The following is a 14,710-nucleotide window of genomic DNA, read 5'->3' as shown; positions in this document are numbered from 1 at the left end:
ATTGGGTCAGCCTAATTTTAAACACTGATTTTGAAACCCTTATGGCTATTCGAATAGCCGAAATCGCCTTATTTAAAGACTCAACCCCCGCCGAGATCATTGCAGCTACCTGTTGACGTCATTAAAGAGGAAGCTACTGACTATTGAGAAGCCGCATTGGGTCAGCCTAATTTTAAACACTGATTTTGAAACCCTTATGGCTATTCGAATAGCCGAAATCGCCTTATTTAAAAACTCAATGCCCCGCCGAGGTTATTACTGAAACCTAGGCTACTGCTACCTGCTGACGTCATTTATCAACGAGTCATGTCCCTTGTAGGGGTTACTTGCTATTAAGTGCATTAGCCACGTCGACATGAACAAATTGACTCACATCCCCGCCATGAAGCGCCACTTCTTTAACTAAGGTTGATGAAATGAAAGAGTTCTCCTCTGCAGGCGTTAAAAAAACACTTTCGAGTTCTGGGCTCAAACGACGATTCATATTGGCTAATTGAAATTCATACTCAAAATCTGACACCGCCCTTAAACCACGCAGTAGTACACTGGCATTTTGCTGTTTTGCGAAATCCACCAACAAACCACTAAAGCCAACCACCTCGACATTGTCTAAATGAGCGGTCACTAATTTTACTAAGTTAACCCGCTCTTCAAGGGTAAATCGAGGTTGTTTAGAAGGGTTCGACGCAATCGCAACAACAACATGTTGAAATAATTTTGCTGCACGTTCAATCAAATCTGTATGCCCATTAGTAATGGGATCGAAGGTGCCTGGATATATGGCTCGCTTATGCACGAAATGTTCCTTGTCACATTTAATATCGTTGCCGTTATCCTACCCTTGAATATCATTTTTGTGAATCATGGCACGTCGCTAAATACACTTATTTTCGCCTTGGCCAAGCTAATGATTCTGGGTTGCCAATATCCTGCAGCGCAGATTGCGTACTTGAACAAGTAAAGTAATGGCCTTGACTGGGCTCATCCTGAAAAAAATAATCATGGCCAGAATAGGTAAACGAGAGACAATAAGCATGTAAATAAGTGCGATCGGCGCCCTCTCCGCCATAAAGCTCATCACCTAAAATAGGCACACTCAAACTGGATAACGCCACCCTCAATTGATGGGTTTTACCACTATGAGGTTTCAGTAAATACAGCCTTAATCCATTATTCAAAGAATAAGAAAAAAACTGTGTGATAGCGGGGTTAAGCTGAGTCCGTAACAATTTATGCATACTTCTTCTCGCTTTGCCCATATCACCAATCACCCAACCTTGTTTTTTCTTAGGCTTACCTTTCGCAATAGCAAGATAATATTTTTGCACTTGATGAGTACTCAATAAGTGCGTAAATTCTGCGGCTGCTTTGGTGGTTTTAGCAAATAATAATAAGCCTGATGTGGGAGAATCCAAACGATGAACGGCATAAAGTTTAATGTTCAAATCCAATTCTAACTGCGCCATGATACCCGCAGTACCGGATTGACTATGAAAATGAACACCCATTGATTTTGAAACCACTATAAAGTCAATTTCATTTGCAATAACTCGATACATAAACCAAACATTCTCTAAAAAATAACAGTAACAACCAATCCTGGATGGTTGTCACTCAAAGTAATGCTGGCATTATGACGTGATAATATCGCTTTCACCATAGATAACCCCAATCCTGTGCCTTTAAAATGCCGGCTGGGGTCGAGTCTCACTAAACGCTCAAAAACACGCTCTTTTTCTTCATCTGGAATGCCTATTCCATCATCGGTGATGGTTAACGTATTAGCTTTTTGAATAATCTGGATTTTTGCGCCTTTAGGTGAATACTTAATGGCATTATCAACAAGATTAAACAAAGCTTGAAACAATAAGTACTTATCTCCAGTAATCACATGATCCTCTTCCATTTCTATCACAAGACTCTGCTCATTGTATTCAGTGATCGCTTCTGCCATTTCAAATAAATCACGACTAATAGCTTGCAAACTAAGCTCTTGCAGTTCAAGAGTTTGCTGACCTTCTTCAATACGCGTTAGGGATAACATGGCATCAAAAGTCGCCAAACAATGATCTAATTCTTCAGTGATAATCGCACAACTTTCAGGTAATTCCTCAGGAGACTTTTCTGGAAGCTGTTCAAGACCGATGCGTAAATGTGATAAAGGCGTTCTTAAATCATGGGCAATATTATCTGTGACACCACGCACGGCCGCAAGATTACCTTCTAGGGTATCTAAAACACTATTAAATTGCTGCGCTAACATGTCAAATTCATCTTTACGCCAGCTAATGGGAAGTCGTGTCGAATATTCCCCTTGCTCTATTTGTTCACTGAGTCGGTTGTATTGAACGAGGCGCCGCAAGAGAGTCTTAGAAAAAAGATAACCCAAAGCCAAGGTTAATACTATGGTTAGCATGAGAGCAGTAATGGCAGCATTACTGAATTTGTCAATCAAGGTGCCTAATTGATCGGTTCGTGTAGCTATAAGGACTGGACCATAGCGCGTCATCGCCAAACCACCGGTCAATATATGCAATTTATCCGAACCACCAGCAAAAACAGGAAATTCACGCTTTTTAGGCAGCATAGGCATATCATCAGGGATCATGCTGAGCGCCCCAATAAGATCCACTGAATTTCGCCAAACAATCAATGCCACTTTAGGATCGGCGGTTCTCACTTGCGTCGCAAAACTTCGACGGTCTAACGTTAATGCCATCTGTTGATAGCGTGCTTTTTCTGCCGCAAGCTGCTGATCGAGTTGCAGCTCTTGCTCACTCATTAGCTGCCGGTACATACCAAATAATAAAGTACCAATAATTAAAATAACCAATATTGAAAAAATAATGGTTATTCTCCATGCGCTACTTTGGTGAGGCTTAATGCCCTTGACGTAACCGATAACCTGCGCCTCTAACCGTTTCGATGAGTTCGCCATGACCCAAATCCTCGAGCTTTCTACGAAGTTTTGCAATATGTACATCGATTACATTTGTTCGAGGATCAAAATGATAATCCCAAACAGCTTCAAATAATAATGTTCGGCTAATCACTTGATCAGCATGCTCCATTAAGTATTTTAATAGCTGAAACTCTTTCGGTTGTAGCATAAGCTCATTATCATCGATCAATACTTTTCGAGTCAGTAACTCCATCGTCAACGGGCCAACAACCAAATCTGTTTTAGTCGGCTGCAACTCACCTCTTTGCATCAGCTTTTCGGCTCTCACTAGGAGTTCTGAAAAGGCAAAGGGCTTGGTCATATAGTCATCGCCTCCAGCCCGTAACCCTTTTACTCTTTCATCTACATGACTCAAGGCAGACAAAATTAAGACGGGCGTCTGACTGCCAGTTGCTCTTAAAGCGGCAAGAACTTTTAATCCATCCAATTGAGGTAGCATACGATCCAAAATAATCAGATCGTACTTCATACTCGTCGCAAGCAATAAACCTTGGTGCCCATCAGTCGCTGTTTCAATATTATAGCCTTGCTCTGCAAACCCTTTGACGACATAATCAATTGTTGTACTATCATCTTCTACTATCAATATTTTCATATGTTAATCCCATTTCAGCAAAGGTAATAAGCGTTGACTATTAATATTATATGCCAATTGGTGCTGACCTTCTTGCGTTAAAAATTCAAGTTCTAAATAGTTTATGCCCAAAGCATTATCTACGCTCGCTTTAATCAAATACCCTTTATTATTTTTACTCGCTTTTTGAACTAATTCAGAAAATGTCATATGGACACTTTTCAAAGCCAACATAGCGAGTACTTCACTTTTTTCCTTTTGATTAAAAAAAGAAGCCTCTTGTGATAATAGCTCCCCATCACTTGCACGATATGAATAATTCAATACTTCATTCGTCTTTGCATTAATAATTCGAAAAACATAAACCAATTCTCCTGCTTTATGTTCAACATCAAAACTGGATATATCACCTAAATGCGAATTTTCAAGCTTACGCATAACAAACATAGCAGGTTGATTATCTGCTTGATTGAGCAATAGGTATAAGTCTGGCTCTGCAACAACGTTCCCAGAAAAAAGTAATAAACCTATTAGCCATTGAGCCATGACTCCTCCATGATGAAAACCGCTGTGTATCATATAAACAATATCGATTGCTAAATTAGACGAGCACTATCAATTTCAATTTCAATTCCTTGCCAGCGATCTTCTTGTCGGCCAATCAACTTGACTTGACTGTTGCTTGATATTTCCATATCACGCCATAGCGTATCTTTAATTTCAACTTCAATATCACCCGCATTATCACGAAACAAATACGATTCATCATCTAAACTCTTAACCAGATAGCCAGAAAAAGCAACTGGAACGCAAGAAGCCATATTTTTATTGGTTGAGGATAGGCTCATTTCAGTTTGTTTATTTTCAGCATTTGCAGGTAAAGTTAATACACACGTTAATATAATGGAGCTCGCTAATGTTTTTGCCACTTTTTCGCTCCTAAACTAAATATGGCTAGGGTACAGAAGTATTAGTAATATTGAGGTGGCTGACAGATTAAACTTTGATCATCTGTTTATCACTCTTCAACATTTTATTTCAATCACTTGAAGAAAAAATATGAATACAGCTTAAATTTAACATGACCAGACTCTCTTTTCCTTCAGTTAACTCTAATTGCTTAACAATTTGTACTGGCAGCTCCAAATGTAACTTCTGTGCATTAGCATTCAAATTCAGTAATATTCGAGTCATTTCACCTATAGCCAGTAAAGAAACGATAGTTACCACAAAACAATTCGCCTCTTTCAGGAGAGATAAATCATTATGTAATTCAACACCTAAACTCGATATCATCCAGCGAACCTTCTGCCCTTGAACTAGAGAAGCTTGATAAGCAATATCCAGTTTTACCCCTTGCCAATCTAAACGGGAAACATGCTGTGATGACCTATCTTGAGTCACCACAGCATCAAACACATTTTTCTGACCCATCTGTTTGGCTACTATTTCTGATGCAGGTTGACTGAGCAACGTTCGAGGGCTGCCATGCTGCAACATATAACCGTTATCCATTAGCAACATATTGTCAGCCAATAATAATGCTTCTTTTAAATCATGGGTGACCATAATCACTGGAATATTTAAGCTTCTTTTTAAGGTAAATAACGACTCATATAAAAACTCACGAGTTTCCCAATCAACTGCTGAAAAAGGTTCATCCAATAACAAAAGCGTCGGTTCTCGGGCTAAGGCTCTTGCAAGTGCAATCCGTTGCTGCTGCCCACCGGATAAGGCGCTTGGACGTCGCTGAGCAACATGGGTTAAATTCATCTCATCTAGCCACTTCATTGCACGTGGTTTTCTCTCTGCTTTAGAAATATGATCTAAACCCGCAAGAATATTATCGACTGCTGTTAAATGAGGGAATAAACCAAAATGCTGAGGCACGTAGCCAACATGACGCTCTGCAGGTGAAAGATGTACATGCCGTTTAGAATCAAATAAGGTACGTCCATCATACTCAATATGGCCAGTTCGAGGTAAACTGAGTCCTGCAAGCATCCGCAATAATGTTGATTTCCCTCCACCTGATGGCCCCACGATGGCCAACAATTTTCCCACTTCACAGCTAAAATCAACCCATAATGGAATAGGTGTCGATTGCTCTATTTGACAAAACAGTGCGGTATCGCGGTTAATGATCATGCCTATTACCCGAGGTAAAATGACGCGATAAACTCGTCGTGAACGCGAGCACACTTATTGCAAAAACCAATAACACCAGTGACATTAATCCGGCACTCTCAAAATCAAAAGCTTGAACATTGTCATAGATAGCAATAGCAATAGTTTGTGTTTCTCCCACAATATTGCCCCCCATCATTAACACCACACCAAATTCACCTAACACATGAGAAAAACACAAAACTAATGCCATCAATATTCCAGGCCAAATCATAGGTAATTCAATTCTTAGCAATATTTTTACTCTACTCATACCACAACATTCAGCGGCATCACGCACCTCCGTGGGGATCGCTTCAAAAGCACGTTGGATGGGTTGAACAGCAAAAGGAACATTGACTAAAATAGACGCAACAACAAGACCAGAAAAATGAAACACGAGCTGCACGCCAAACCAGTCTTCTAGCTGTTGTCCTAACCAAGACTGCTGGCCCAGTCCCGATAACAAGTAATACCCAACAACCGTTGGTGGCAATACCAAAGGCACCATGACTAAAGCTTCAATCCAAGCTTTACCTTTAAACTGCGTATAAGCCAGTAGCCTGCTAAAAAAAATGGAAAATGGAATGAGAATGAATACTGTCACTGCACTTAATTTTACCGATAAATATAATGCTTGCCAATCCATCATATTGACTCAGCTTGAGCAAAACCATACTGCTGAAAAATAGACTGAGCCTTAGGTGATAATACATACTGATAAAATAACGTCGCCGTCCTATCCGCATTATTCAATAATGCCATGCTCTGCTTTAAGGGGGGATACAAGTTCATGGGAAGAACGACATAGTCCACTTTTTCTTGAAATTGAGGCCTAACAGTCAATGATAAAGCCACAATGCCGCCTTGTACCACTCCTGTTAATACAAACTGTGCGGCTTGAGACACATTCTCTCCAAGCACCAAATGGGGTTGAATACTCTCCCATAGCCCAAGGTGCTTCAGCAATGCTTGGGCCCTTTCTCCATAGGGGGCATGTTTTGGATTGGCAATAGCAAAACGATCTAACTCTCCTGAATTGACAAAAACTGCCAGCGCCTTTAATGAGCTATCTAATGGCAAAGAAGACGTTTTGGGGGCAACTAAAGCCAATTTACCTACCGCATAAATTTGTCCTTCACCTTTTATAAAACCTTTCTGCTTAAGCTCTGAAACATAAAACTCATCGGCAGATAAGAACAATTGAAAAGGTGCGCCATGGCGAATTTGGGACACTAAGTTTCCTGATGATCCATAAGAAACCTTGACGGTTAATCCAGTATCATTTGTAAATTGTTGTATGACGTCATCCAAAGCAAATTTGATACTGGAAGCCGCAGCAATCAATGGAATGTCGGTTTTTGATGCATGATCTGACGCAGCATGAACTGAAAAAACCATAAAACATAAACTGAGGCATAAAAAAAAGACGTTAAACATTCGTTTCACTAACATGACCTCCCCATTCGCCGCATAAACCTTATTTTGACTTCAAAGTTCACTCGCTCTGCCACTGCTTTGCAGCGAGATCATCAGAGATCTTAGCATCAATCCAGCGTTGATTGCTTTCATTGGCTTCGAGTTTCCAAAATGGCGCTTTAATTTTCAAAAAATCAATCAAAAATTCACACGCATCAAAAGCCGCTTTTCTGTGTTGACTGGTCACGCCAATAAAGACAATTTGCTCACCCAATGCCAGTGTACCCACTCTGTGTATGATGTTAACCCTATTAAGCGGCCAACGCTCTCGCGCTTCATCTTCTATTTGAGTTAATACCGTTTCAGTCATACCAGGATAATGCTCAAGCGTCAGCTGACTCACATCACTTCCATCATTAAAATCTCTCACTTTACCAACAAAAGTCACAATAGCTCCATCACAAGCATCTTGATTCAACTGTTGATATTCATCCGCTAAACTGAAATCTTCTGTTTGTACTCGAATCATTATTAATCACTTAACCACCGGTCACAGGAGGAAAAAAGGCGACTTCATCACCATCTTGTACACGAGCATCCCACTGACTGATCGTTTGATTGACGGCGACTAATAAACGCTCAGACTCTAATGCTTTCGCCCACCTATCCCCTTTTTGGGATAAATGCAATCGAAGCTCATCGGCTGTTTGAATCGCCTCATTTTTAGGAACCAACAAATGGCTTAACTGTAATTGCTCTCGTACTTGAGCAAAAAACAATACATTAATCATATTGAAACATTACCTCAATTTCGATGCCATATATCTGGGACCAATGGCTCTCTACCATCTTTGATGCAAGATAAATTGACAAAGCCCACCTCATTATCGCATAAAAGTAGGCATAATAAGCACAATGAAGTATCAACTAGACTCATTACAAGCTCAATTGACAAACATCACACTGAATAAAGTGTTACCCCTTCAAAAAAGACTTATTTTATATGGTAATCACCGGACTTGCCGCCCGTTTTTTCTAATAAGCATATTTGAGAAATAAGCATGTCTTTTTGAACAGCTTTACACATATCATAAATCGTCAATACTGCCACAGAAGCCGCTGTTAACGCCTCCATTTCAACACCCGTTTTTCCCGACAACTTACATAAACTCGTGACCTTCACTCTTTGATTATCAAGCTCAGCTTCAATATCGACTTCCACTTTGGTCAGCATTAAAGGATGACATAAGGGAATAAGATCTGACGTTTTTTTTGCCGCTTGAATACCCGCAATCCTCGCTGTCGCAAACACATCCCCCTTATGGTGCTCCCCTTGAATAATCATCTGCAATGTTTCTGGCGCCATTTCAATGAAAGCTTGCGCTCTCGCTTCTCGTTGAGTGTTACCTTTATCGGTAACATCAACCATATGAGCATGACCTTCGGCATTTATATGGGTAAAATTCTCTGTCATTATTTTGTAACCTAATTCAAGCTGCACATCAATTGGTACATAACTTTAAAACGCTAAAAATCAAGTATATCTGTTTACATCAATTTATCCGCCAATAGACGCTAAATGTTGAGTAACCCCTGTAACACCTTGATGCAAAAAGTGAGTTTGTTTTTTTGTTTCTAACTGTTCATGTAATCGTGTTATTAAGGCTTCTTGTTGAGAGTTCGACGTTAATAAATCTCTTAAATCAATTCCATTTTCAGTAAACAAGCATAAATGTAATTTTCCCTTCGCTGAAACACGCAAGCGATTACAACTCACACAAAAGTTTTTTTCATAAGGCATGATCAAGCCAATTCTGCCTAAATAATCAGGATGACTAAAATTCTGAGCGGGGCCATCGTCGACATGAATAGGATCTAATTGCCAATCCTGTTGCTGTAACCAGCTTTTAATCTCTCGACCCGCCACATGATATTGCTTAAAATAATCACGCCCAAGCCCTGTCTCCATCAATTCAATAAAACGAAGATCAATAGGAAGTTTTTTAATCCAGTTTAAAAACTGAGGTAAAGCGCGATCATTGATCCCTTTAAGCAATACGGCGTTCACTTTAACCCTGTCAAAACCTGCCTCTAATGCTGCATCGATGCCTTTCATCACTTGGTAAAATTTATTCTCACCCGTTATTTGATAAAATAAACGAGGATCAAGGCTATCCACCGACACGTTGATTTTTCTTAATCCCGCTTCATGCCAAGCCTTAGCCCGTTTAGCTAAACGATCACCATTAGTCGTTGTTGCCACAGTTTGTATTTTCTCATTATCAGCAACAAGTCGAATAATATCCGTAAAGTCACGACGTAAGGAAGGCTCACCACCGGTGATACGAATTTTTTTGGTGCCCACTTGGGCGAATGCATCCACCAAATGAGATATTTCATTTAAGGTTAAAAATGAAGGTTTGCCACTCGATTGATACCCATCTGGCAAACAATACCCACATTTAAAGTTACAAACATCAGTCACAGACAAACGTAAGTAATGAAATCTTCGACCAAACCTATCTTCTAATTGAGACATTCCACCCTTCCTACTGAGAGGTAAAAAGCCCCCTCCCAAACGCGACCACCATTATTTAACAATTAAACTTCCCAAAATTTACATTAAATACAAAAAAGAGAGATTTCATTATGCCGATTATAGGCTGAAATACCCTTGCAACCCTAGCGTTAAAAGGAAATTTATTATGCCATAATCAATATGCGTAGCGATTATTTGACACTTATCGCCAAATAGTCCTGTTCACGCTAGCAATCCAAATACAGAGATCACTGTGCCGAAGTTAAAAATTCAGGTAAGGTAAGCAATAAATTAAAACACCCGTTTATATCCAATATCTCTTAAGATATGAGTGATAGCCACCGGGGAAAAGTAAGGATGAGGTGAACTGATGGAACGTGAATCAATGGAATTCGACGTTATCATAGTTGGAGCTGGCCCCGCGGGATTAGCGACAGCATGTCGATTAATGCAAATATCTAAAGATTGCGGTCAAGACATTTCCATTTGTGTTGTCGAAAAAGGCTCGGAAGTAGGGGCACATATAGTATCAGGGGCCATTTTTGAACCCGATGTACTAGAAGAGTTATTTTCTAATTGGCACGAAATGAACGCGCCTTTGACTACAGCTGTTACCAGTGATGAAATTCACTTATTGAAATCAGCAAGCCAATCAACTCTTTTGCCCAATGCTATCGTCCCTAAAACCATGCATAACAAGGGTAACTATATTATCAGTTTGGGTAACTTATGTCGCTGGTTGGCTGAGCAAGCTGAAGCATTGGGTGTCGAGATATTCCCTGGATTTCCAGCAAGCCAATTATTATATAATGATGATGGCAGCGTTAAAGGGATCCTCATCGGTGATATGGGTATGGCGGCCAATGGGCAAGCCAAAGACAGTTTTGAACCGGGTATGGAACTTCACGCTAGATACACAGTATTAAGTGAAGGTTGCCGAGGACACCTAGGTAAAGAAGTCATTAATAAATATCAATTAGATAAAGATAAAACACCACAGCACTATGGGTTAGGTTTTAAAGAAATTTGGAAAATTCCAGCCGAGCAACACCAACAAGGGAAAGTCGTACACACCGCAGGTTGGCCATTAACAGAAGGCGCATCAGGTGGAGGGTTCCTTTATCATATAGAAGATAATCAAGTTGCTGTTGGCCTTATCATCGATCTCAATTATAAAAACCCACACTTGAGTCTATTTGATGAATTTCAGCGTTACAAAACACACCCAGTTATTGCGCAAACACTGAAAAATGCCGAACGTATCACTTATGGAGCACGTGCTATCACTAAAGGAGGGCTAAATTCATTACCTAAAATGAGCTTTCCGGGTGGACTGATCATCGGCTGCAATGCTGGAACCCTGAACTTTGCCAAAATTAAAGGCTCTCATACTGCCATGAAAAGTGGTATTTTGGCAGCAGAAACACTTGCCAGAGCTTTCATGGCAGGAGTTGAAGCCGGAAAAGATTTAAACAGTTACCAAGAGCGGTTTGAAGAAAGCTGGCTTAAGGATGAACTTTACCGTTCTCGTAACTTCGGTCCAGCTATGCATAAACTGGGGACCTTTTTTGGCGGCGCGTTTAACTACATTGATCAAAACTGGTTTGGTGGTCACTTTCCTATTACACTCAAAGATCAAACACCTGATTTTGCCCAAATGGCTCCCTCAAGTGCCTACGCTAAAATCGATTATCCTAAACCTGACGGGAAATTAAGTTTTGATAAGGCTTCTTCTGTCTATTTGTCAAATACCTACCACGAAGAAGACCAACCTTGTCATCTACAATTGGCCGATCCAAGCATTCCTTTAAACATCAATTTAGCAAAGTTTGACGAGCCCGCTCAACGCTACTGTCCAGCTGGTGTTTATGAAGTCGTTCAAGAACAAGGTGAAAACAAGTTTGTGATTAACAGCCAAAACTGTATTCACTGTAAAACCTGTGATATCAAAGATCCGAGTCAAAATATCACTTGGGTGACACCAGAGGGCGGTGGCGGTCCTAACTACCCCAATATGTAATCAATAACCTAGCATCGAAACGGCATGCATCCATGCCGTTCTATCTTTCTGCCTCAACTTCCATATAACCGTGTTTGCCAATCTTCAATCGTACCTGTCGCTAGGCGCTTTTCTAACTTATTTTTCCAATTTACAGCAAGCCCTGGACACTTAGCTAATACTTCATAGCCTTGTTCATTAAACACTTCAGAAAAATACCATTTAATTGCTGTGGCAACACTAATAGTCGATATTCTGTCTTGTAATACTAAGCTATCGGACACTTGTATTACACCAGGGGTTATGACGCGATACAGCCAACCGCAACGCTGAGTTCTTTGCATGATTAGTGAGAGAGTCTTGTCATCAAATTGAAAGTTGACTTTAAAACAGGGCGATCTCGGCTGAGACACTTGTAATACAGCCCCACCGATTTGAATAACATCACCTATGTTAAGATCATTTTCCGTCAGTCCTTGTGTACTCATATTCTCACCCATACGTGGCGCATCGTCAGATCCACTAAAATCATGCATCTGACGAAAATAAGCATAATGTTCAAGGGGATAATGATATACGACCCTATCTATACCACCATGAAAATGTTTATCGGCCTGAGAATCTCCCACAATCTTCTCAACCTCCACATTTAATGAACTAACCGCAATTTTCTGATCAATACTTGTCTCTACATTTAATAAAAACTGTGTATTTTCACCTCGATATAAACCCAAATGACTGACTTCTAATTGCTTTCCTTCCATTGGCGCTCCATTCATTTAGCTTGCAAGTACTCTTTAAGTTCAACACTGGGTATCGAGGTATTAGAGCCCACACTAAAAGCGGACCAAATAGCCGCTTCTTCCATCGCCCTTTCAATACCGTGTCCACCAAGAAATCCATGAATAAGCCCAGCAGCATAGGCATCTCCTGCACCAGTCGTATCCAATACATTGGCCTCTTTTGCATCGAGCCTTATCATGCCATTCGCAGTAAAGAGCGTCGCCCCTAAGTGTCCATTAGTGACGATAAAATAACGTAATTTATGACCCGCTATATCGAGTGCAAATTGCCAAGGCGATCCATGACAACGTCCCTTTAAATCACTTTCTGAAGTGAGTAAAATATGTGCATCACGTTTACGATTATCTTTCGCTAACTGAGTCACCACTAAACAATCCATCATCGCCGCAGCGGTCCAATTATCGAGTCCATCAGCCGATGAGTTCACGTATAAAACATCAATGCTTTCCCAACATGGCATATTAGGTAAACATAAAGGAGGCCGCACTGGACGTAAAATCGTTCGCTCGCCATCGGGAGTCATCATTAACATCATCTCACATGACAAGGCTTCTCTGCGCGCAACGAGTTGACAGTTGATGCCATAAGACATGGCCTTTTGTAACAACCAATCACCACTGCTATCAACACTCACTTGACTCACAAGCTGTACATTATGCTCAGCCCAAACTAAGCCTATTCCAGTATTGGCCCCACCACCACCAAGACGCCGACCTTTTTCACTGTAGTAAAATCGACCACCTGTCTGGAGTGTTGCAGGTAATTGCATTACGCGATCACAATTTAAATTAGCAACAAGCAAAATATTTGCCATGTGGGCACCCTGATTAATGCTTTATATCAATAAATGGTAAGGGATTTACATATAAGAACCAAGAAAAAACATCACAAAATATGGTCATTTCAACTTTAATATTCCACAATGAAATTCTCTTTCAAACATAGAGTGAAAATAACATGACGAGAAAAATCATTCTCGATACCGATCCAGGGATTGACGATGCAATGGCAATTTTGTTTGCACAGGCCAGCCCAATCCTTGAACTTAAAGCACTCACAACAGTATATGGCAATACAGACATTGAACATGGCACAAACAATGCACTTTTTTTAAAAAATAAATATCATCTCTGTGCCGATATTGTAAAAGGTGCCAGCCTTCCTCTTTCTGGTATTCCAAAAGCTCCTGTCGTTAAGGTCCATGGTCAAACAGGCTTCGGTCACATTAAAGTCAGCCCACAATCCCACACAAATTTGGATAAGCGATCCGCCGCGCAATATATCATTGATTCCGTTAACGCTGAGCCCAATGAAATCACCTTAATTGCCGTCGGCCCACTTACAAACTTAGCTCTGGCTTTACAACTTGAGCCCCAAATTTCCACGCTTGTAAAGGAAGTGATCATTATGGGAGGGGCTTTTGGACTGAATGATCATCGTGGCAATGTGACACCTTATGCAGAAGCCAATATTCATGCAGATCCTTTGGCTGCAGACATCGTTTTTGCCGCCAACTGGCCCATAACAGTCATTGGCCTTGATGTCACGAAAGAGACCCTTTTTACTGAAGAATACTTAAAAGATATAAAAAACAATACGGAAGAAGTAGGCCAATTTATTTGGGATATCAGCCAATATTACTTAGAATTTTACCGACAAATTACAGGTTCAAAATCTTGTCATGTACACGACCCATCTGCAATTGCTTATGCAATTTCACCTGAATTATTTTCATTCCGTGAAGGTCCTATTCATGTGATCACTTCAGGTCCCGCAAAGGGACATACATTGCAAAAATTCGACAACATCCCTTATATGAACGACCCTTGGTCAGAAAGACGCTCTCATCAAGTCGGCGCCAGCGTTAACAGTGATACCTTATTAACTCTGTATAAAAATACTCTCCTCGATTACGATAAAACGCTGTCTTCTCAAGACGAAAAATAACGCTGACAATAGACAATCTTTTTGCTAATAGATTGCCTATGCTTATACCAATCTAAGTCAATAAGTGTTCATTCAGCGGGAATGAAAAATACGATAGGCAAGGCTACTGTTTGAAGCTAATAGTTGCTCTATATCGAAAACAGTTAACGTAGCATAGCGTATTCTTAAACCCGCACAAGGTGAGCCACTCAGGCATTCCACTTCTGTGTTGCATTCATTTGAAAGGGATCACCATTACTGCATAAATGCACCTTTAATTGAAACGCCTGAGCGACTCTGAATGGACCATTTATTAACTTG

17 protein-coding genes are annotated in these 14,710 nt (G+C 40.4%); 2 read left to right on the top strand and 15 right to left on the bottom strand.

Annotation, left to right across the window (positions count from 1 at the left end; all coding sequences use genetic code 11):
- Positions 1–322: 322 nt before the first annotated feature.
- From coaD to moaA, 13 genes are all read right to left on the bottom strand, one after another.
- Complete coding sequence (coaD, locus tag Q0779_RS18790; protein ID WP_298774996.1) at positions 323–796, bottom strand: pantetheine-phosphate adenylyltransferase; 474 nt, start codon at positions 794–796, stop codon at positions 323–325.
- A gap of 88 nt (positions 797–884) precedes the next feature.
- Positions 885–1,559 carry a TIGR01621 family pseudouridine synthase gene (locus Q0779_RS18785; protein ID WP_298774995.1) on the bottom strand — a complete coding sequence of 225 codons (675 nt, stop codon included), beginning with the start codon at positions 1,557–1,559 and terminating at the stop codon, positions 885–887.
- A 14-nt stretch (positions 1,560–1,573) separates the two neighbouring features.
- On the bottom strand, positions 1,574–2,797 hold the full coding sequence (locus Q0779_RS18780; RefSeq protein ID WP_298775001.1) for a HAMP domain-containing sensor histidine kinase: 1,224 nt from the start codon (positions 2,795–2,797) through the stop codon (positions 1,574–1,576).
- An 82-nt stretch (positions 2,798–2,879) separates the two neighbouring features.
- The gene (locus Q0779_RS18775) at positions 2,880–3,557 is read right to left on the bottom strand and encodes a response regulator transcription factor (protein ID WP_298774993.1); all 678 of its coding nucleotides are present in this window, start codon (positions 3,555–3,557) and stop codon (positions 2,880–2,882) included.
- 3 nt (positions 3,558–3,560) lie between these two features.
- On the bottom strand, positions 3,561–4,082 hold the full coding sequence (locus Q0779_RS18770) for a hypothetical protein (RefSeq protein ID WP_298774991.1): 522 nt from the start codon (positions 4,080–4,082) through the stop codon (positions 3,561–3,563).
- 50 nt (positions 4,083–4,132) lie between these two features.
- Entirely contained in the window at positions 4,133–4,465 is a 333-nt protein-coding gene (locus Q0779_RS18765) for a YgiW/YdeI family stress tolerance OB fold protein (protein WP_298774990.1), read from the bottom strand.
- A 109-nt stretch (positions 4,466–4,574) separates the two neighbouring features.
- Positions 4,575–5,684 carry an ABC transporter ATP-binding protein gene (locus Q0779_RS18760; protein WP_298774989.1) on the bottom strand — a complete coding sequence of 370 codons (1,110 nt, stop codon included), beginning with the start codon at positions 5,682–5,684 and terminating at the stop codon, positions 4,575–4,577.
- A complete protein-coding gene (modB, locus tag Q0779_RS18755) occupies positions 5,674–6,351 on the bottom strand; it encodes a molybdate ABC transporter permease subunit (RefSeq protein ID WP_298774999.1) in 678 nt (225 codons plus the stop codon). The genes Q0779_RS18760 and modB overlap by 11 nt, the downstream gene beginning before the upstream one ends.
- The gene (modA, locus tag Q0779_RS18750; protein WP_298774987.1) at positions 6,351–7,157 is read right to left on the bottom strand and encodes a molybdate ABC transporter substrate-binding protein; all 807 of its coding nucleotides are present in this window, start codon (positions 7,155–7,157) and stop codon (positions 6,351–6,353) included. The genes modB and modA overlap by 1 nt, the downstream gene beginning before the upstream one ends.
- 43 nt (positions 7,158–7,200) lie before the next feature.
- Positions 7,201–7,650, bottom strand: a complete 450-nt coding sequence (moaE, locus tag Q0779_RS18745) for a molybdopterin synthase catalytic subunit MoaE (RefSeq protein ID WP_298774985.1) — start codon at positions 7,648–7,650, stop codon at positions 7,201–7,203.
- A 10-nt stretch (positions 7,651–7,660) separates the two neighbouring features.
- Positions 7,661–7,912, bottom strand: coding sequence for a molybdopterin synthase sulfur carrier subunit (gene moaD, locus Q0779_RS18740; RefSeq protein ID WP_298774983.1), 252 nt, complete (start codon positions 7,910–7,912; stop codon positions 7,661–7,663).
- A gap of 203 nt (positions 7,913–8,115) precedes the next feature.
- Complete coding sequence (gene moaC / locus Q0779_RS18735) at positions 8,116–8,595, bottom strand: cyclic pyranopterin monophosphate synthase MoaC (RefSeq protein WP_298774981.1); 480 nt, start codon at positions 8,593–8,595, stop codon at positions 8,116–8,118.
- An 84-nt stretch (positions 8,596–8,679) separates the two neighbouring features.
- On the bottom strand, positions 8,680–9,660 hold the full coding sequence (gene moaA / locus Q0779_RS18730) for a GTP 3',8-cyclase MoaA (protein ID WP_298774980.1): 981 nt from the start codon (positions 9,658–9,660) through the stop codon (positions 8,680–8,682).
- A gap of 370 nt (positions 9,661–10,030) precedes the next feature.
- On the opposite strand from moaA, the gene Q0779_RS18725 reads away from it, so the two are divergent.
- Positions 10,031–11,680 carry an electron transfer flavoprotein-ubiquinone oxidoreductase gene (locus Q0779_RS18725; protein ID WP_298774979.1) on the top strand — a complete coding sequence of 550 codons (1,650 nt, stop codon included), beginning with the start codon at positions 10,031–10,033 and terminating at the stop codon, positions 11,678–11,680.
- Positions 11,681–11,733: 53 nt separating this feature from the next.
- On the opposite strand, the gene Q0779_RS18720 is transcribed toward Q0779_RS18725, so the two are convergent.
- Positions 11,734–12,423 carry an MOSC domain-containing protein gene (locus tag Q0779_RS18720; RefSeq protein WP_298774978.1) on the bottom strand — a complete coding sequence of 230 codons (690 nt, stop codon included), beginning with the start codon at positions 12,421–12,423 and terminating at the stop codon, positions 11,734–11,736.
- 11 nt (positions 12,424–12,434) lie between these two features.
- The gene (locus tag Q0779_RS18715) at positions 12,435–13,277 is read right to left on the bottom strand and encodes a PfkB family carbohydrate kinase (protein ID WP_298774976.1); all 843 of its coding nucleotides are present in this window, start codon (positions 13,275–13,277) and stop codon (positions 12,435–12,437) included.
- 143 nt (positions 13,278–13,420) lie between these two features.
- On the opposite strand from Q0779_RS18715, the gene Q0779_RS18710 reads away from it, so the two are divergent.
- Positions 13,421–14,410 carry a nucleoside hydrolase gene (locus tag Q0779_RS18710; protein WP_298774975.1) on the top strand — a complete coding sequence of 330 codons (990 nt, stop codon included), beginning with the start codon at positions 13,421–13,423 and terminating at the stop codon, positions 14,408–14,410.
- The last annotated feature ends 300 nt before the right edge of the window (positions 14,411–14,710 follow it).

The organism is uncultured Shewanella sp., assembly GCF_947491715.1.
Lineage (GTDB): Bacteria > Pseudomonadota > Gammaproteobacteria > Enterobacterales > Shewanellaceae > Shewanella.
Note: the sequence above shows the minus strand (reverse complement) of the source record. Positions and strands in the feature narration are given on the sequence as shown.